The organism is Tersicoccus sp. Bi-70, assembly GCF_001968825.1.
Taxonomy (GTDB): Bacteria; Actinomycetota; Actinomycetes; order Actinomycetales; family Micrococcaceae; genus Tersicoccus.
Map to the genome: position 1 here is coordinate 106,773 of NZ_MIEU01000011.1, position 16,754 is coordinate 123,526.

Sequence of the window (16,754 nt, forward strand, 5' to 3'; positions counted from 1 at the left end):
TCGACGTGGTGGTCGACAGGCCGGCCGCCACGGGCCGGTCGACGGGGGGCAGCGAGAGACGCCGATCGAAGGGAATGCTGGATCCGTGAGTGAAGCACGGCTGCTCAACGACCGCTATCGGGTCGACGGGCTGATCGGACGCGGCGGCATGGCCGACGTCCATGCCGGGCACGACACGCGGCTCGGTCGGCCCGTCGCGATCAAACTGCTCCGGTCCGACCTGGCGCGTGATCCGAGCTTCCAGTCCCGGTTCCGGCGCGAGGCGCAGGCGGTCGCCGCCCTGAACCATCCGAACGTCGTCGGCGTCTTCGACACCGGCGAGGAGCTGATCGTCGACGCCGCCGGGCGCGCGGTCGACGCCCCGTTCATCGTGATGGAGTACGTCACCGGGCACACCGTGCGCCAGCTGATCACCGACGAGCGCCTGACCATCGGCACGAGCCTCGCCCACGCCGACGGCGTCCTGTCCGCCCTGCAGTACAGCCACGACGCTGGCATCGTCCACCGGGACATCAAGCCGGCCAACGTCATGGTCACCGACGAGGGCGCCGTGAAGGTGATGGACTTCGGTATCGCCCGCGCGATCGAGGACTCCTCCGCCACGCTGACCCAGACGCAGGCCGTCCTCGGCACCGCCGCCTACCTCTCCCCCGAGCAGGCCCGTGGGGAGCGGGTGGACGCCCGCAGCGACCTGTACTCGGCGGCCTGCCTCTTCTACGAGATGGTCACCGGCCGCCCCCCGTTCCGCGGCGACTCCGCCGTCTCGGTGGCCTACCAGCACGTCCGCGAGCTCCCGCCCGCCCCGAGCACGCTGAACCCGGACGTCACGCCCGCCATCGACTCCGTCCTGCTGCACGCCCTGGAGAAGGACCGCCAGGACCGGTTCCAGGACGCCGCCGAGTTCGGCGAGGCGCTGCGGGCGGCGGCGCACGGCGTCGTCTACCAGCCGCTCGTCACGGGCGTCGACGAGGACACGCTGCAGATGCCGCCGTCCTCCGCCAGCGACACGCCCCGCGAGCGTGAGGGTCGTGACCGCACGGCCGTGGGCGCGGCGGCCGGTGCCGCCGCCGGCTCCGGTCTGGCCGCGGCGGCCCTGGCCGGCGGATCACCGACCGCCTCCACCGACGCCACCGCCACCGAGGCGCTGGGCCGGCCTGACCAGGCCGGGGCGTCACCGGCGACCACCGCCCTGACCAGCGCGGACGACGACGAGGACCCGTCCGGCACCGACGCGGCGCCGCTGGTGCTGGGCATCGGCACCGACGACGAGGTCCACCCGGACACGCGGGCGCGCCGGCGGGCATGGCTGATCACCGGCATCATCGCCCTCGTCCTCGTGCTCGGCGCCGTCGCCGTCTACTTCACCAACCTCCTCGTCGCGCGCTCGGCCCCGCCCGAGATGGTGACCGTGCCCGCGGTGGCGAACATGAGTCAGGCCGACGCGTCCACCACCCTCGCCAACGCGAACCTGCGCATCCGGTTGGACCGGACCAACAGCACCACCGTGAAGAACGGGGACGCGATCAGTACCGACCCCCACTCCGGTACGCGCGTCAGTCCCCGCAGCGAGGTGACGCTCCTCGTCTCGAGCGGACCGGCACGTGTCACCATCCCCTCCGATCTGGCGGGGCGGCCGGCGGACCAGGTCCGCGACGAGTTGCGCCAGCTCGGGCTGGACCCGCTGCAGACCACGACGCAGAACAGCGCGACGGTCGACGAGGGCGCCCTGATCAACACGGTGCCGGCGCTCGGCAAGCAGGTCCCGGCCGGCAGCCGGGTCGACCTGGTGATCTCCACCGGTAGGGTCACGATGCCGCAGGTGGTGGGCCTGACCGAGGCGCAGGCCCGCGCGAAGCTCTCCGCCGCGGATGTCGCCCTGCCCGTCAGGATCGAGACCGCGGAGAACGCCGTGGTCAAGCCCGGCACCGTCACCGCGCAGTCGGCCCCGGCGAACGGCAACGTCGACCAGGGCACCACCGTGACGCTGACGGTCGCGCGGGCTCCAGCGAAAGCGAGCCCGTCGCCGACGCCCTCTCCGTCCTCGCCCTCGCCGTCGCCGTCGCCGACCAGCAAGCCCAGTGCGAGCGCGAGTCCGACGCCGACGCCGACGCCGAGCACCAGCAGCTCCAGCAGTGCGGCCGGCCCCGGCCAGGGCACGGGTCGGAGCGGTGCACCGGGTCAGCAGAAGAAGGACCAGGGCGGCTGACCGGCGATCGGGCGGCCGTGCCGGCGCGGCGGAGGCCGCCGCGCGGGTCGCGGGCCCGGAGTCAGGACGCGGGTGTCAGGACGCGAGCGGGTCCGGGGACAGGTCGCGCCGGAACGTCACTGGGTGATGAGCGGGCTCAGGCCGGCGGCGCGCTGTGCCGCACCGGTCAGGCCGAGCGACTCCAGCCACGTGCCGAGCATCTGGTACCCGCCCTCGGTGAGCACCGACTCCGGGTGGAACTGGACGCCCCACAGCGGCGCGGAGCGGTGGGCCAGGCCCATGACGATGCCGTTCGGCGTCGTCGCGGTGACCTCGAGGACGTCCGGCACGGTCGCCGCGTCGGCAGCCAGCGAGTGGTAGCGGGTGGCCGTCAGCGGGCTGGGCAGCCCGGCGAACACGGTCGCCCCGTCGTGCTCGACCTGCGAGGTCTTGCCGTGCATCAGCTCGGCGGCGTGACCCACCGTGCCGCCGTACGCCTCGGCGAGTGCCTGGTGGCCGAGGCACACGCCGAGCATCGGCTTGTCGTGCTCACCGCACCAGCGGATCAGGTCGATGCACACGCCCGCGTCCGCGGGAGCTCCCGGCCCGGGCGAGACGAGCACACCGTCGCGCTCCTGCGCCAGCCGGGTCGCCTCCGCCAGATCGACGTCGTCGTTGCGCACCACCAGGGTCTCGGCGCCCAGTTCCTGCAGGTAGCCGACCAGGGTGTAGACGAAGCTGTCGTAGTTGTCGATGACGAGGATGCGGGTGCTCATCGGAGACGGTTCCTTCGCGAGGCGGTGACACGGCCGCACGGCCGCCCCACCAGCCAAGCACGGCGCGCCCCGTCCGCGCCAGCCGAGAACGGCCGACCCGCGGGCCGACACCCGGTCCGTTGGCTACACTGAGCCCTTGACCATCAGCAGGTGAATGCGTGCGGCGGCCCGGCCCGGGCGCGCCCCAGCGAAGCGGCGGCGACGCCGCCCGAGGAGGAGACGTGGCCGAGTCCGAAGCAACCCGGAGCGGGGACCCGGCTCGCCGCGCCGCGGCGGAGCAGGTCCGCGAGCGGAAGCGGGAGCGCGAGGAGCGCGCCGCGGCACGCCGTGTCGGCCCGAACCCCACCTGGTACAAGGTCCTGATGGTCACGTTGATGATCCTGGGCCTGCTGTGGGTCATCGTCTTCTACGCCACCCTCGGCCAGTGGCCCATCCCCACCATCGGCGCCTGGAACATCGTGATCGGGTTCGGCATCGCCATGGTCGGCTTCATCATGACCACCCGCTGGCGCGGCTGACCTCTCCCGCAACCGGTGCCGGCGCCGCACCGGGCGCCGGCCGCAAGCGTTCCCGCGGCCGGGCCCGGTGAGCAGAGGTTCCTCGACGGGCCGGCTCAGGCCGTCGCGCCGCCGCCGGTCGCCGGCGTGTCGAGCGCCTTCTTCGCCAGCTGGGCCAGAAGCGCCAGGTCGGACGCGTTGCTCGGCTTGCCGACGGCGGTGATGGTGGCGAGCCGCTTGCCCTTGACGGCGGAGATCTGGGTGAGCGTGACCGTGATGCCGGAGCTGGACTGAGTGTTCAGCACGGCCACCGAGTCGTCGCCGACCTTCGGAGCCGACAGCTGGGACAGCGTCTGCTGCGTGGTCCCCTTCGCCGTCTTGAGGGTCACCTTCGCGCAGGTGGACAGCAGCTGACGGGCGTCCGAGACGCGCGACTTCAGGTCCGCGCCATCCTTGCCGAGGATCACCGAGACCATCACCTTGCCCCCGGACGCGGTGCCGATGCCGACGCCGGCGTCGTCCGGGATGCTGCTCGCCTTCAGGGTCAGCGCCCGGCACGCCGCCGGGGTGACCTCCGCCGACTTCGCCGCCGCGTTCGTCGCGCTGGCCGCCTGGCGCACCTTGCTGGCGGGGACCGGGGTCACCTTGCCCCCGCCCGGCGTCGTGAGCTTGCTGATCACCGAGGCGGCCGCCTCGTCGCTCGCCGCGCCGGCGGTACCACTCGCACTCGCGCTGGGACTGGCACTGGCGCTCGCGCTCGCACTCTCGCTGGTGGAGGCCGAGGACGAGGCAGCGGAATCCGTCGGACTCGACGACGCGGAACCGGACTCGGTCGACGCGGACGAGGTCGACGCTGACGAGCTCGATGCGGACGATGCCGAGCTCGACGAGGCGGCGGACTGACTGGTCGATCCCCCGGTGACGGCGCCGCTGCCACCGCACCCGGACAGCAGCAGAACGGCGGCGACGGCGCTGGCCGACGCACAGGACAGAGCACGGACCGACGGTGACATGGATCCCCCTCCACGAACGCGACCGGCTCCGATGGCGGGTCGCTGCCCTGATCGTATCGGCGCTGGTCAGGGCTGACAATGCGACGCCATGGCCGTGGTCACGGCCGGTCGGCGCGGTTCCCAGGTAGCGCCGGGGGTCCCCGCGCGTCACCGGACCCGACGATGCCTCGATTCTGTCGGTGACGACGGATAGCGTGGTCTCATCGCCGCCGCCCGCGGCCGGACAGGAGGAGGGGACGTGAGTCATCCCGAGCACGAGGACACTGCCGGACGCCGCCCGGGGGCGGTGATCCCGGAGCCCTCGGTCGCACCCGAGATCCCGCTGCCGCCCGAGCCGGCGAATGCCTCGGAGTCCGCTCCGCCCGTCCCCGGTGCCGGCCTGCCCGGCGTCACCGCCCCGTCGCTCGACCGGCCAGGTCACGGGGAGCAGGGCCTTGGGGAGCAGGGACTCGAGGGGTCCGAGTTCGACGAGCCGGATCTCGCCGGGTCCGGGCTGGAGGGGTCCGAACTCGACGAGCCGGACCTCGCCGAGTCCGACCTCGGCGGATCCGTGGCCCCGGTTCCGCCGGCGCCCGCCACGGCCGGCCCCGTCGTGGCCGGAGCCACCCCGGTGCCGCCGCCCGCCGCTCCCGTCTCCTCCGCAGCCGCTCCCCCGCCGCCCGCCGCCGCTCCCGTTCCGACGGGCCACGAACGCGGCTCCACCACCGTCGCGGAGTCCGCCATCGCCAAGGTCATCGGCGTCGCCGTGCGGCAGGTGCCCGGAGTGCACGCCCTCGGCACGAACGCCGCGCGCGCGCTCGGTCAGATCCGCGACGTCGTCGGGCAGTCGGACCACGCGCAGGGCATCTCGGTCGAGGTGGGCGAGCGGCAGGTCGCGGTCGACGTCACGCTGGTGGCCGACTACCCGTGGCCGCTGCAGGAGGTCGCCCGGAACGTCAGGGCCGCGGTCTACGATGCTGTCGAGGGGCTGATCGGCAAGGACGTCGCCGAGGTCAACGTGACCATCACGGACATCGACGTCCCCGATCCCGACCGTGCCGCGGCCGGACGAGCCCACGCCGAGCCGAAGGAGCGTCGCATCCCATGAGTCCGACCGTCACCGGCATTGCCGTCGGCGCCGTCCTGGCCGTCGTCGCCCTCGCCTGGGGTTTCTGGGGCTTCCTGCTCACCGCCGTGTTCATGCTGATCGGTGCCGTCGTGGGTCGGGTGGCCGACGGCCGCCTCGACCTCAGCGCCGTGGCGGACTCACTGCGCGGCAAGCGCTCCTCTTCATGAGCGTCGCAGGGACCGTGATCGAGGGCCGGACGGCCACCGGCGCTCTCCCCGGTCACACCCGGATCACCCAGCAGGCCATCTCCCGCGTCGTGACCATCGTGGCCGCCGAGGAGTTCGGTGTGCCGGTCTCCACCGTGCGCACCCGGCTGCTCGACGACGCCGGCCGGCTGCACCTGCAGGTGGCCCTGCCGGTCCGCGCACCGTCCCTGCTGGACCTCGCCCGCGGTACCGGGGACGCCGGTGACCGGCAGAACACCCTGATCGCCCGGTCGGAGCACGCCCGCGTGGGCATCGCACGACGCTCGAGCGAACTGACCGGCGCGGTGATCGGGCGCGTCGACGTCGATCTGACCGGGATCCACCGGCGGTCGCCGGGTCGGCTGTCGTGACCGAGGATCGCCGCACACGGCGCCTCCTGCGCCGCGAGACCCACTCCTCCCGCAGCGTGCCGTCCGTCGTCACCGCCGTCATCGTCCTGCTCGCCCTGCTGTGGCTGTTCCTCGAGACCGCGCTCTCCGTCTCGGGGGCACCGCCGCTCCTGCTCTCCCCGCTGACCGCCGCCGCGTGGCTGGCCGACCTGCCCCGGCAGGCGCCGGGCGCCGTGCTCGCGGTGGTCGGCCTGCTCGTCGCCCTCGTCGGTCTGCTCCTGCTCGCCCTCGCCATCCTGCCGGGCAACCGCCCCCGGTACGTCGTCACCGACGAGCGGAACGCCATCATCGTCGACTACGAGGTCGTCGCCTCCGCCGCGTCCCGGGTCGCGCGCACGGCCGCCGGAGTGTCCACGGATCAGGTGCACTCGTGGGCCTCGCGCCGGGCGATCGAGGTGCAGGTGCACCCGACGTCCGGTCTGCCGGTCAACGAGGAAGCGGTCCGCGTCGCGGTCGTGCGCGAACTGGACTCCTACGGCCTCGACCCGATGCCGACCGTCTCGGTCGCCGTCGCGTCCCGCGGGGCGGTGGGCGTGTGAGACGGACTCCCCGCGGTCTCAACCGCGTGATGCTCGCGCTCGTCGGGCTCGTCCTGCTCGGCGCCGGTCTGCTCGCCGCCCTCGTGGGTTTCAGCGCCGACGCGTCGCAGCGGTGGCTCGTCGTCGCCCACCAGTGGTGGGACGGGCTGATCGGGCTGGTGCGTTCGGCGCCGATGCCGGGAGGCCAGTCCAGCTGGGTCTCCCTCATCCTGCTCGTGATCCTCGTCGCGGCGATGATCTTCATGCTCGTGTGGATCTTCTCGCAGGGAGGCGGCCGGACGAACCAGATGGCCATCGGCTTCCACGACGGCGATCTTCCGGGCCGTACGCGGATCCGCACGTCGCTCGTCGCGGATGCGGTCGACCAGGCCGTCGAGCACGACGAACAGGTGCTGTCCTCGCAGGTCAGCAGCTGGCGCGTCGGCAACGCGGACGGCCTGAACATCCGGTTGCAGGTCCGCAAGGGGGTCTGGCTGAGCGACACGCTGCGCACGGCTCGCGACCTCGTCACCGGCCTGGACCGGCTCACGGGGACCCACGTGCCGGTGCTGATCCGCATCAGCAGCGGTGCTCGCGCCCGCCTGTCGCGCACCGAACGAGTGCAGTGACCCGCTGCTGACCGGTCAGCCCCAGACGCCGGAGGTTCCGCGACGGTGGCTGTTCAGCAGGTGGGTGTCGACGATGCCGACCGCCTCCATCAGGGCGTACATGGTGGTCGGGCCGACGAACCGGAAGCCGCGTGCACGCAGGGCCCCGGAGAGCGCCCGCGACTCGGGCGACGTGGTGGGGATCTCCGCGAGGGTGCGGGGCTGCGGCGTCACCTCGGGCTGGAAGGACCAGATCAGGCGGCCGAGACCGCCGTCGGCTCGCAGCGCCACCGTGGCGCCGGCGTTGCCGATCGTGGCCAGGATCTTCGCCCGGTTGCGCACGATGCCGGCGTCGCCCAGGAGCCGTTCGACGTCGGCGTCGCCGAACGCGGCGACCGTCTCGGGCTCGAAGTCGGCGAACGCCGCCCGGAAGGCCGGCCGTTTGCGCAGGATCGTCGCCCAGGACAGGCCGGACTGGAAGGCTTCGAGGCTGAGACGTTCGAAGAGGCCGCGCTCGTCGCGCACCGGCAGACCCCACTCGGTGTCGTAGTAGGTGCGCAGCAGGGGGTCGACGGACGCCCAGCGCGGCCGGGCGAGTCCGTCCGTGCCCACGACGACGTCGGCGGGCGGGGCCGGCGACGGGTCGGAGTGCGGGGCGTCGTCCCGCTGGTCAGGCATGCCGCTCAGGCGTCCGGCTCGCCGTCGATCACCGGGCGGGGTGCGTCGACCGGGGCCGTCAGTCGTGCGACCAGCGGTGCGAGAGCGGCCGCGCCCCCGGCACGGGAGTCGTCGTCCACGGGCGGGGCGACGAGCGCGTGGTACTCCGCGCCCAGCAGCCGGGCCAGTTCTGCGGCAGCGCCCGCCGGGACGTGGGTGCGTCCCGGGGCGCTGGCCACGATCCGGCGCAGCACCCGGGTGCGCAGGGTGGACAGGGCGGGGACCAGCCCGGACAACGAGCCGCTCGCCCCGCGGTTGGCCGCGAAGGCCTGGTCGAAGTACAGGAGCAGACCGCCGAGCCGCCAGTCGTCCGTGCGGGACTCGAGGTGCTCGAGCACCGTGGTCGCCCCGCTGTTGAAGGCGAGGACGGCTGTCGACTCGTCGATCCCGTCGAGCAGGTCGCGGAGCCGACGGCGGCGGCCGAGCTGGTCGTCGGCCATCACGGGCGCCAGGCGCTCCACCTCCGGCCGGGCGTCGGGCGAGCCGACGGCGGCCAGCAGCGTCGGGAGCCACGCGGATTCCGTCTCCCGGGCATCGCCGGCCAGGATCATCAGCCGGCCCGCCGGCCACGTCACCGCGTGCGTCGGAGTCATGCGCTCATCGTAGGCCGACCTGCGCGTATGTCCGTCCGTGACCCACGGGGACGGGCAGGTCTCGCCACGGTCTCGGTCGGTCTCGGCCGGTCTCGTGCGTTCGAGCCCGGCCGGCCGGGCTCCGGCGTCCCGACGGTCTCGACGCGCCTCGCGCGTAGTCCTCGTCGAGCCGCGAAGCGACCGCGACACACCGTCTGTGCGGCACTTCACAGCCACCCCGGTGCGGCCGTCCCGATCGGCGTCAGCGCGCGGATCCGTGCCAGTCGCTCGTCTCCGGTGATCGACCGGCGATCACAGAAAGATAACGAATGCTCTTGATGGATAACGAAACGATCGTCTACTGTCATGGTTAGCCCCGCTAGGCGGGGAATCCCGAGGCTGCATCCGTTCTCTATGCAGCCCAACATGCACGGCCCCTCTTCTTCACCGGACATCGCCATGAGGCGGGGCAGCTTCCATGACCTCGATCAGTCGCGGTTGGCGATGGCGCGCAGAACAGCCTTGGACGGTTGGAGCGCAGGTGACCTCCTGGAGCATCGTTGTGAACAACTCCTCTCTTCTGTCCCGTAACCTCCGTCGCGGTGCCGCCGTCATCGCCCTCACCGGCGCCGGCGTGGCCGTGACCGGCACGCAGGCCAACGCCGCCTCCGAGGCGACCTGGGACCGCGTCGCGCAGTGCGAGTCCGGCGGCAACTGGTCCATCAACACCGGCAACGGCTACACCGGCGGCCTGCAGTTCACGCAGTCCACCTGGGAGAGCTTCGGCGGGACCGGCAGCGCGGCCAACGCCTCGAAGGCGCAGCAGATCGCCGTCGCCGAGCGCGTTCTCGCGGGCCAGGGCTGGGGCGCCTGGCCGGTCTGCTCCGTGCAGGCTGGTGCCACCGGCTCCTCCGCCAACCCGACGCCGGTCCAGGCCGCGCCGAAGGTCCAGGTCCAGGCTGCCCCCGTGCAGCAGGCCCCGGTCCAGGCCGCCCCGGTCCAGCTGGCCCCGAAGGTCCAGGCGCCGGTTCAGGCCGCCCCGGTCCAGCAGGCGCCCGTCCAGGCCGCTCCGGTCGAGGCCGCCCCGGTCCAGGTTGCGCCCGTGCAGCAGGCCCCCGCGGTCAGCGGCACCTACACCGTCAAGGCCGGCGACACCCTGAGCCAGATCGCTGAGAAGCTGGGCGTCAAGGGTGGCTGGAAGGCCCTCGCCGACGCCAACCTGGCGACCGTCAGCAACCCGAACCTGATCTTCGTGGGCCAGACGCTGAACCTGCCTGCCTGATCACTCCGGTCTCCCGTCGCGGCTTAGGGCCGTCGACAGGATCCCTGTTCGGCCGAAGCGCCGCACTCCTTCGGGAGTGCGGCGCTTCGTCGTGGTATCGGCCGATCGGTGCGGGTGTCCCGCGTCAGCGCTGGCCGAACACCCGCCGGCACACGATGATGCCGGCCAAGGAGATCACGGCGACCACGGCGTAGTAGTAACCCGGTGCCATCAGGGTGCCCAGGCCGGCGATCAGCGCGGTCAGGATCAGCGGGGCGAGACCGCCGAACAGCGTGACGCCGAGGTTGTAGGCGATGGACATGCCGGTGGTGCGGATCCGGGTGGGGAACATCGCGGCCAGCAGTGCGGGCAGCGGCCCGAAGTAGAACGCCATCAGCAGGCCGAGCACAACCTGCACCAGGGTCAGGATCGCCACGGTGGGGACGGCGACGATGAGGGCGAACAGCGGGATCGCGAGCACGACCGCGGCGACCGCCGCCACCGTCATCACCCGGGCGGGGCCCACCCGGTCCGCGAGGTTGCCGACGAGCGGGCAGCCGACGAGGCTGACGATGCCCGAGATGATGCCGCCGAGGTAGCCGGCCCACGACGGCAGGTGCAGGTTCGAGACCGCGAACGTGGGCATGAACAGGATCAGGTACACGGAGATCGAGGCGAGCCCGACCGTCGCGGTCGCCGCCAGCCAGCGCGGTGCGTGGTGGACGAGCGTCTGAGCGAGCGGGGAGGACTCGACCTTGTCCGCCGCGACCGCCACGAACTCCGGGGTCTCGTCCATCCGCAACCGGATGTAGAGCCCCACCGGGCCGATCAGCAGGCCGACGAGGAACGGCACCCGCCAGCCCCAGCTGTACAGCGCGTCGTGGCTGATCAACGTGTTCAGGCCCAGGCCGAACAGCGAGGCCAGCAGCATCGCGGCACCCTGCGTGGCTACCTGCCACGAGCCGTAGAACGCCTTGCGGGTGGGGGCGTTCTCGATCAGGAACGCCGTCGCCGTGCCGAACTCGCCGCCCGCGGAGAAGCCCTGCAGCAGGCGCGAGAGGAGGATGACGACCGCTGCGGCCGGCCCGACCAGCTGCGCCGTGGGCGCGAACGCCATCAGCGCGGTGCCGAGCATCATCAGCCCGATCGTCAGGGTCAGGGCCTTCTTGCGTCCGTGGCGGTCGGCGTAGCTGCCGAGCACCATCGCCCCGACCGGGCGGATCAGGTAGGACACCGCGAAGGTGCCGAAGGTCAGGAGCAGACCGAGCACCGCGCCCTGTTCGCCCGCGGACGGGAAGAACAGCGCGGAGATCACCACCGCGAGCGAGGCGTAGACGATGATGTCGAACCACTCGAGCGCGTTGCCGATCGAGGACGCGACGACGGCGCGGCGCGCCGTGGCGCGCTGCTCCGGCGTGACCTGGGTCGCCGTGGCCGTGCCGGAACCGGCGGAGGCGGGGTCGTGCTGCATGGCGGCTCCTTGCCGTCGGGGGGCCGCCGGGCGGGCGGCCCGGAGGGTCGTCAGGCGGTGACGCGTGCGAGCAGGGCGTCGAAGAACGCCTCGCACGCGGCGATCTGCTCGAGCTCGATCCATTCGTTCGCGGTGTGCGCCTGCGCGATGTCGCCCGGGCCGCACACGATGGTGCCGATGCCGATGCCGGTGAACTGCCCGGCCTCGGTGCCGTAGGTGACCTTCTCATCGCTCGGCAGACCACCGAGCTCGGCGCCCAGGTCCAGCACGGTGCTGCCGGCCGGGGTGAGCAGCCCGGGCACCTGGCCGACCACCTCGACGGTGACGCCGGCGTCCGGGTTCTCCGCGCGCATCCTCGCGTCGGTCTCGTCCAGGGCGGCGCGCACCCGCGCGGTCACCTCGTTCGCGTCCAGCGCCGCGACGGTGCGGAACTCGAACTCCATCACGCACTGGTCCGGCACGGTGTTCGACGCGATGCCGCCGCGGACGAGGTTGACGCCGCCGGTGCTGAACGGCACGACGTAGCCCTCGTCGAACGGGCCGTCCTGGCGCCACCCGTCGACCAGGTCGGCGAAGGCGACGGCGAAGCGGGACGCGTGGTGGATGGCGTTGACGCCGTCCGGGGTGAGGGAGGAGTGCGAGGCGACCCCGGTGAAGGTCGCCCGGAAGACGTTGACGGACTTGTGCTCGGCGATCACCCGCATGCTCGTGGGTTCGCCGACGATGCAGAACTCGGGCCGGATGCCGCGCCGCTTCAGCTCCTCGACCAGTCGTCCGGCACCGACGCAGCCGACCTCCTCGTCGTAACTCAGGGCCAGGTGCACGGGGGTGGAGAGCTCGGCCTCGGCGATGCGCGGCAGCAGCGTCAGGGCGGCTCCGATGTAGCTCTTCATGTCCGCCGCGCCCCGCCCGTACAGCCGGCCGTCGCGGACCTCGGCCGTGAACGGCTCGGTGGACCACGCCTGCCCGTCGACCGGCACCACGTCGGTGTGGCCGGAGATGACGATGCCGCCCTCGGTGCTGCCGTCGGCGGCCGGGAAGGTTGCGAACAGATTCGCCTTGGTGTTCTCCTCGTTCGGCACCAGCAGCGGTTCGACGCCGAGTCGCCGCACTTCCTCAGCCACCAGGTCGATCAGCTCGAGGTTCGAGTTGCGGCTGGTGGTGTCGATCGCGATCAGTCGTCGCGTCCAGTCGAGAGAGGTCAGGTCCTGTTCGGTCGTCGCTGCGCTCATGGAATTCCGTTCTCCTGATCTGATCCGGATCGGTCCGGCTCGTCATGGGCTGTGTCGAGTCTACGCAGGGGAAGGAAGTACCCTGTCGATCTGCTCCGCCCTCGCCAGCGGCGCCCCATCTGCAAGACTGCGGGGATGAGTGCGGTGACGACGGCGTTCTGGGTGACGGGGTGCGGTCGCGGCGAACTGCGGCAGGAGCCGCTGCGCGAGCCCGGTGACGGCGAGGTGCTCGTCCGCACGGTCCACACCGGCATCAGCCGTGGCACCGAGACCACCGTCTTCCAGGACCGGGTTCCCCCGGAGGTGGCGGACCAGATGCGCGCCCCGCACCAGGAGGGCGACTTCGGCGGCCCGGTCAAGTACGGCTACCTCAACGTCGGCGTCGTCGAGCGCGGCCCGGCCGAGCTGGCCGGCCGCACCGTCTTCAGTCTCGCGCCCCACCAGGACCGGCTCGTGCTGCCCGCGGCGGACGTGCACGTGGTACCCGACGACGTCCCCGCCCGCCGCGCCGTCCTCGCCGGCACCGTCGAGACCGCCGTGAACGGCGTCTGGGAAGCCGGGCCACGGCTCGGCGACCGCGTGGCCGTCGTCGGCGGCGGGATGGTCGGCGGGGCCGTCGCGGCCCTGCTGGCGGGCTTCCCGCTGGACCGGCTGCAGCTGGTCGACCCCGATCCCGGCCGGCGCACCCTCGCGGAGGCCTTCGACCTGGACCTCGTGGTCCCGGAAGACGCCGCCGGGGACTGCGACGTCGTCGTGCACGCCTCCGGCACCGAGGCGGGACTGGCCACCGCCCTGGATTTGGCGGGCGCGGATGCGGAGCTGGTCGAGATGTCCTGGTTCGGCACCCGCTCCCCGCGGGTGCCGCTCGGCGGGGCGTTCCACGCCCGGCGGCTGCAGCTGCGGGCGAGCCAGGTGGGCGAGGTCGCCCTCTCCCGCCGGGCCCGGCGCACCCGCGGTCAGCGGCTCGAGCTGGCGCTGCGCCTGCTCGCGGACGACCGCTTCGACGTCTTCCTCACCGGCAGCAGCCCATTCGCGGACCTGCCCGCGACGATGGCGCGCATCACCGCCGCCGACTCGACGGCGATGTGCCACGTGATCGACTACCCCGCCACCGACACCCCCTGAGCCGAGGACGCCGATGTACCGCCTGACCGTCCGCGATCACGTGATGATCGCCCACTCCCTGCCCGACCCCGCGTTCGGCCCCGCCCAGGGCCTGCACGGCGCCACGTTCGTCGTCGAGGCGACGTTCCACCGCGCCGAGCTGACCGAGCAGGCGATCGTGCTCGACATCGGCGTCGCGACGGCCGCCCTCGGCGCGGTGCTGGCGGACCTGAACTACCGCAACCTCGACGACCACCCGGCGTTCGCGGGCCGGTTGACGACGACGGAGCACCTCGCCCGGTTCGTCGCCGATCGTCTCGCCGAGCACCTGGCGCGGGACCTGCCCGGCCACGGGGTCACCGAGCTGGACGTCGTGCTGCGGGAACACCCGGACGCCTGGGCCGGCTACACCCGGCCCGTGGACTGAGCCCGTCCGGTGCGCGCGGTGGACCGCCTGGCCCTCCTGACGCCGGCGAACGTCCGGCACCGCAGCGGGGGCACCCTGTTCAACCGGGCCGTCGCCGCCCACGCGGCCGCTCTCGGGCAGCGGGTGGTCGTCGTCCCGGTGCCGGGGCGGTGGCCCCAGCCGGACCGGCAGGCCGCGGCGCGGGTGCGCGCTGCCGCCACCGGGTACCGGAGGGTTCTCGTCGACGGCCTGATCGCGGGGCGCAGTCCCGAGGTGATCACGGCTCTGACCCGGCGGGGCATCCGGACCGGGCTGCTCGTCCACCTGCCCGAGCGGCACGGCGGTGCCGCCCAGGCGGGAGCGCTGGCAGCCGCCGACGTCGTGATCATCCCCAGTGCGTGGACCGGGCGCTGGCTGCTCGCGCACGCGTGGCCCCTGACCGGCAGGCCCGCCGCAGAGCTGAGCGCCAAGCTCGTCCTCGCCCGCCCGGGCACGGCCGGCACCGACGGCCCGGCAGCTGACGGCGCGGCTGATGACGCGGCCTCCCCCGCTGCCCTGCCGGTCCCGGAGGCCGACGGTTCATCCCCGGTCCTCGCCTGCGTCGCCGCCCTGACCTCGAACAAGAACCAGGTGACCCTGCTGCGCGCCCTGACCCGGCTCACCGACCTCCCCTGGTCCGCGCAGCTCATCGGGAGCGCGACCGCCGACCCGGCGTACGCGGCGCGGGTGGGGCGGGCCGCCGCCCCGCTCGGTGCACGGGTGCGCGTCACCGGCGAGCTGGGCGCGACGGCGATGACCGACCGGTGGCCGGACGTCGATCTGCTCGTGCTGCCCTCCACCTGGGAGAGCTGGGGCATGGTGGTGACGGAGGCCCTGCGCCACGGCATTCCCGCCGTCGTCGGCGACGGCACCGGAGCCGGCGAGGCGCTGGCCGGTCCGCGCGGCAGTGGCCCCTGGCCGGCGCACGGGCACGACGTGGCTGCCGGGGATCCGTCCGCGGCCCTTCCCGGTGCGGTGGTCGACGCGGCGGACCCGGCCGCCCTCGCCGCCGTCCTGCGCCGCTGGCTCACCGATCCCGGCGTGCGGGTCCGGTGGCGCGAGGCCGCCGCCGTGACGCGCCTGCCCGGGTGGGAGCCGGCGACCACCGCCGTCCTGGCGGCCATGCACTCCTCGACAACCGTGCGGAGCGCACGATGACCGGACGACGACCACGACAGATGAGGACGCGATGACGCAGCTCGACCCGATCAGTTCCGACTGGCTCGCCCTGCGCGAGCCCGCCGACGACCGTGCGCGGGCGGTCACGACGACGGCGCTGCTGCCGCCGCTGACGCGGTCCCTCGCCGCGCACGCGAGCGCGGCCGGTGACGTACCGGTGCTGTGCGTCGACCTCGGCACCGGGACCGGCGCCAACCCGCGCTGGCTGATGCCGCGGTTGCCGTTCGCCCAGACCTGGCTGCTGGTCGATCACGACGAGGATCTGCTCGCCGAGTTGACCGATCTCCTGGCCGGCGTCACGGCGCCGTGGGAGCCCGTGACCTCCGACGTCGCGCACCTGCCCGACGTCCTCGCGCACCACCGTCGCCCCGGTCAACCGGTGCTGATCACCTGCGCCGCGCTGCTCGACCTGCTCGACGGGTCCACGGTGGCGGAGCTGGCGACCACCCTGCGGGAGACCGGCGCCCACGGGCTGTTCAGCCTCAGCGTCGACGGGGCCGGGGACCTGGAGCCCGCCGCCCCGCTCGACGACGCGGTCCAGGCGGCGTTCAACGCCCACCAGCAGCGGCACGGGCACCTCGGCCCGGACGGCTTCCCGGCGCTGCATCGGGCGCTTCACGCCGGCGACGGAGCAAAGCCGGACGTGACGGTCCAGCAGACCGACTGGCGGTTGGACGCGACCGACCCGGCGGACCGGGCGCTGATCGAACGGCTGCTGCGCGACCGTGCCATCGCCGTCCGCGAGCACGTCGACCGGTCCTCGACCGGACTGAGCGGCGAGGACGTCGACGCGTGGCTGGCGTCGCGGTTGTCCGCCGTGCACGACGGTGACCTGCGGGTGCGCGTCGGTCACCGGGATGTACTGGTGACCCCGGCCGCCTGACGCGGGCAGTCTCGGGCTGCCGACCGTCTCGGGCCACCGACGGCGATCGTCGTCCGGTGTGGGACGCGGTCAGCTGGTGGCGTCGTCCTCGCCGGTGCCGCTGTCCGTCAGGTACCGCTCGCCGCTCTCCGTCTCGTGCAGTTCGTACACGGTGGACGCGGTGGCCGTGGCGTCGTCGCGCTCCTGCCGAGCACGCTCGCTCATCGGCTCGTCGACCGGGGCCCACTCGGGATCGCCCCAGACGGCACCGAGGCCCTGGGAGGCCTTGGTCGGCTGACCGGCGACGAACTCCTCACCGTCCTCGCCGCGCGAGATCCCGTCGTCGTCGCGCACCGTCGCCTCACCCTCATCGGCCTCCCGCCCCGGGTCGATGCCGGGGCTGGTCCGCGGAGGCCATCCGGTGGCGTCGCTGTCCGCCGCCGGATCGGGTCCCTCGTGGTGCTCGGGGTGCTGCGGATCTGACCTGCTCATCGTGCCCTCCTCGACGGTTGCCTCTTCTGCGACCTGATCCTTCGATCTTCGAGACATCTGGTGGTGTCAGCCTCCCACAGTGCCCCCCGGGACGCCACCGGGGACGCCCCGTCGCACGG

At 73.1% G+C, this 16,754-nt stretch carries 20 protein-coding genes; 13 read left to right on the forward strand and 7 right to left on the reverse strand.

Going from position 1 to position 16,754, the window contains the following annotated elements; translation table 11 throughout:
• Window positions 1-85: 85 nt before the first annotated feature.
• Window positions 86-2,206 (forward strand): Stk1 family PASTA domain-containing Ser/Thr kinase, encoded by a 2,121-nt coding sequence (pknB, locus tag BGP79_RS07000; RefSeq protein WP_076694099.1) that lies wholly within the window; start codon window positions 86-88, stop codon window positions 2,204-2,206.
• Between the two features lie 116 nt (window positions 2,207-2,322).
• Here pknB and BGP79_RS07005 read toward each other — a convergent pair whose 3' ends face one another.
• A complete protein-coding gene (locus BGP79_RS07005) occupies window positions 2,323-2,961 on the reverse strand; it encodes an aminodeoxychorismate/anthranilate synthase component II (RefSeq protein WP_076694101.1) in 639 nt (212 codons plus the stop codon).
• A gap of 221 nt (window positions 2,962-3,182) precedes the next feature.
• Here BGP79_RS07005 and BGP79_RS07010 point away from each other — a divergent pair, with 221 nt between their 5' ends.
• Window positions 3,183-3,479 (forward strand): cell division protein CrgA, encoded by a 297-nt coding sequence (locus tag BGP79_RS07010; protein ID WP_076694103.1) that lies wholly within the window; start codon window positions 3,183-3,185, stop codon window positions 3,477-3,479.
• A 95-nt stretch (window positions 3,480-3,574) separates the two neighbouring features.
• On the opposite strand, the gene BGP79_RS07015 is transcribed toward BGP79_RS07010, so the two are convergent.
• Entirely contained in the window at window positions 3,575-4,138 is a 564-nt protein-coding gene (locus BGP79_RS07015) for a hypothetical protein (protein WP_143588332.1), read from the reverse strand.
• Here BGP79_RS07015 and BGP79_RS07020 point away from each other — a divergent pair.
• The 6 genes from BGP79_RS07020 (at window position 4,128) to BGP79_RS07045 (ending at window position 7,321) form a co-directional block, all read left to right on the forward strand.
• Complete coding sequence (locus BGP79_RS07020) at window positions 4,128-4,361, forward strand: hypothetical protein (RefSeq protein WP_143588333.1); 234 nt, start codon at window positions 4,128-4,130, stop codon at window positions 4,359-4,361. The genes BGP79_RS07015 and BGP79_RS07020 overlap by 11 nt on opposite strands.
• 348 nt (window positions 4,362-4,709) lie before the next feature.
• On the forward strand, window positions 4,710-5,558 hold the full coding sequence (locus tag BGP79_RS17115; RefSeq protein WP_369800172.1) for an Asp23/Gls24 family envelope stress response protein: 849 nt from the start codon (window positions 4,710-4,712) through the stop codon (window positions 5,556-5,558).
• Window positions 5,555-5,746 (forward strand): DUF2273 domain-containing protein, encoded by a 192-nt coding sequence (locus BGP79_RS07030; RefSeq protein WP_076694108.1) that lies wholly within the window; start codon window positions 5,555-5,557, stop codon window positions 5,744-5,746. The genes BGP79_RS17115 and BGP79_RS07030 overlap by 4 nt, the downstream gene beginning before the upstream one ends.
• On the forward strand, window positions 5,743-6,135 hold the full coding sequence (locus BGP79_RS07035; RefSeq protein ID WP_143588334.1) for a hypothetical protein: 393 nt from the start codon (window positions 5,743-5,745) through the stop codon (window positions 6,133-6,135). The genes BGP79_RS07030 and BGP79_RS07035 overlap by 4 nt, the downstream gene beginning before the upstream one ends.
• On the forward strand, window positions 6,132-6,713 hold the full coding sequence (locus BGP79_RS07040) for a DUF6286 domain-containing protein (RefSeq protein ID WP_076694112.1): 582 nt from the start codon (window positions 6,132-6,134) through the stop codon (window positions 6,711-6,713). Before BGP79_RS07035 ends, BGP79_RS07040 begins: the two co-directional genes overlap by 4 nt.
• Before the next feature lie 29 nt (window positions 6,714-6,742).
• Window positions 6,743-7,321 (forward strand): hypothetical protein, encoded by a 579-nt coding sequence (locus BGP79_RS07045; RefSeq protein WP_076694114.1) that lies wholly within the window; start codon window positions 6,743-6,745, stop codon window positions 7,319-7,321.
• A 15-nt stretch (window positions 7,322-7,336) separates the two neighbouring features.
• On the opposite strand, the gene BGP79_RS07050 is transcribed toward BGP79_RS07045, so the two are convergent.
• Together BGP79_RS07050 and BGP79_RS07055 are read right to left on the reverse strand one after the other, a co-directional pair.
• Window positions 7,337-7,978, reverse strand: a complete 642-nt coding sequence (locus tag BGP79_RS07050) for a DNA-3-methyladenine glycosylase I (RefSeq protein WP_076694116.1) — start codon at window positions 7,976-7,978, stop codon at window positions 7,337-7,339.
• A gap of 5 nt (window positions 7,979-7,983) precedes the next feature.
• On the reverse strand, window positions 7,984-8,610 hold the full coding sequence (locus BGP79_RS07055; RefSeq protein WP_076694118.1) for a hypothetical protein: 627 nt from the start codon (window positions 8,608-8,610) through the stop codon (window positions 7,984-7,986).
• A gap of 520 nt (window positions 8,611-9,130) precedes the next feature.
• Here BGP79_RS07055 and BGP79_RS07060 point away from each other — a divergent pair.
• Window positions 9,131-9,871: a transglycosylase family protein gene (locus BGP79_RS07060; protein ID WP_233121245.1), complete on the forward strand. Its 741-nt coding sequence runs from the start codon at window positions 9,131-9,133 to the stop codon at window positions 9,869-9,871.
• Between the two features lie 124 nt (window positions 9,872-9,995).
• Here BGP79_RS07060 and BGP79_RS07065 read toward each other — a convergent pair whose 3' ends face one another.
• A complete protein-coding gene (locus tag BGP79_RS07065; protein WP_076694122.1) occupies window positions 9,996-11,321 on the reverse strand; it encodes an MFS transporter in 1,326 nt (441 codons plus the stop codon).
• 50 nt (window positions 11,322-11,371) lie between these two features.
• Window positions 11,372-12,553: an acetylornithine deacetylase gene (gene argE / locus BGP79_RS07070; RefSeq protein ID WP_076694124.1), complete on the reverse strand. Its 1,182-nt coding sequence runs from the start codon at window positions 12,551-12,553 to the stop codon at window positions 11,372-11,374.
• A 135-nt stretch (window positions 12,554-12,688) separates the two neighbouring features.
• Between argE and BGP79_RS07075 the strand changes: the two genes are divergently transcribed.
• The 4 genes from BGP79_RS07075 to BGP79_RS07090 are packed head-to-tail and all read left to right on the forward strand — an operon-like array spanning window position 12,689 to window position 16,164.
• The gene (locus BGP79_RS07075) at window positions 12,689-13,678 is read left to right on the forward strand and encodes a zinc-binding alcohol dehydrogenase (protein ID WP_076694126.1); all 990 of its coding nucleotides are present in this window, start codon (window positions 12,689-12,691) and stop codon (window positions 13,676-13,678) included.
• A gap of 13 nt (window positions 13,679-13,691) precedes the next feature.
• Complete coding sequence (locus BGP79_RS07080; RefSeq protein ID WP_076694128.1) at window positions 13,692-14,084, forward strand: 6-carboxytetrahydropterin synthase; 393 nt, start codon at window positions 13,692-13,694, stop codon at window positions 14,082-14,084.
• Window positions 14,085-14,093: 9 nt separating this feature from the next.
• Window positions 14,094-15,260 carry a glycosyltransferase gene (locus BGP79_RS07085; RefSeq protein WP_076694130.1) on the forward strand — a complete coding sequence of 389 codons (1,167 nt, stop codon included), beginning with the start codon at window positions 14,094-14,096 and terminating at the stop codon, window positions 15,258-15,260.
• Window positions 15,261-15,291: 31 nt separating this feature from the next.
• Window positions 15,292-16,164 (forward strand): hypothetical protein, encoded by an 873-nt coding sequence (locus BGP79_RS07090; protein ID WP_076694132.1) that lies wholly within the window; start codon window positions 15,292-15,294, stop codon window positions 16,162-16,164.
• Window positions 16,165-16,233: 69 nt separating this feature from the next.
• On the opposite strand, the gene BGP79_RS07095 is transcribed toward BGP79_RS07090, so the two are convergent.
• Window positions 16,234-16,635 (reverse strand): hypothetical protein, encoded by a 402-nt coding sequence (locus BGP79_RS07095; protein ID WP_076694133.1) that lies wholly within the window; start codon window positions 16,633-16,635, stop codon window positions 16,234-16,236.
• Window positions 16,636-16,754: the final 119 nt, after the last annotated feature.

Excerpts from the sequence above, each read along its gene's own strand:
- BGP79_RS07005 (WP_076694101.1), bottom strand. The coding sequence starts at position 2,961 with ATGAGCACCCGCATCCTCGTCATCGACAACTACGACAGCTTCGTCTAC.
- BGP79_RS07030 (WP_076694108.1), top strand. The coding sequence starts at position 5,555 with ATGAGTCCGACCGTCACCGGCATTGCCGTCGGCGCCGTCCTGGCCGTC.
- BGP79_RS07035 (WP_143588334.1), top strand. The coding sequence starts at position 5,743 with ATGAGCGTCGCAGGGACCGTGATCGAGGGCCGGACGGCCACCGGCGCT.
- BGP79_RS07045 (WP_076694114.1), top strand. The coding sequence starts at position 6,743 with ATGCTCGCGCTCGTCGGGCTCGTCCTGCTCGGCGCCGGTCTGCTCGCC.
- BGP79_RS07050 (WP_076694116.1), bottom strand. The coding sequence starts at position 7,978 with ATGCCTGACCAGCGGGACGACGCCCCGCACTCCGACCCGTCGCCGGCC.
- BGP79_RS07055 (WP_076694118.1), bottom strand. The coding sequence starts at position 8,610 with ATGACTCCGACGCACGCGGTGACGTGGCCGGCGGGCCGGCTGATGATC.
- BGP79_RS07065 (WP_076694122.1), bottom strand. The coding sequence starts at position 11,321 with ATGCAGCACGACCCCGCCTCCGCCGGTTCCGGCACGGCCACGGCGACC.
- argE (WP_076694124.1), bottom strand. The coding sequence starts at position 12,553 with ATGAGCGCAGCGACGACCGAACAGGACCTGACCTCTCTCGACTGGACG.
- BGP79_RS07075 (WP_076694126.1), top strand. The coding sequence starts at position 12,689 with ATGAGTGCGGTGACGACGGCGTTCTGGGTGACGGGGTGCGGTCGCGGC.
- BGP79_RS07080 (WP_076694128.1), top strand. The coding sequence starts at position 13,692 with ATGTACCGCCTGACCGTCCGCGATCACGTGATGATCGCCCACTCCCTG.
- BGP79_RS07090 (WP_076694132.1), top strand. The coding sequence starts at position 15,292 with ATGACGCAGCTCGACCCGATCAGTTCCGACTGGCTCGCCCTGCGCGAG.
- BGP79_RS07095 (WP_076694133.1), bottom strand. The coding sequence starts at position 16,635 with ATGAGCAGGTCAGATCCGCAGCACCCCGAGCACCACGAGGGACCCGAT.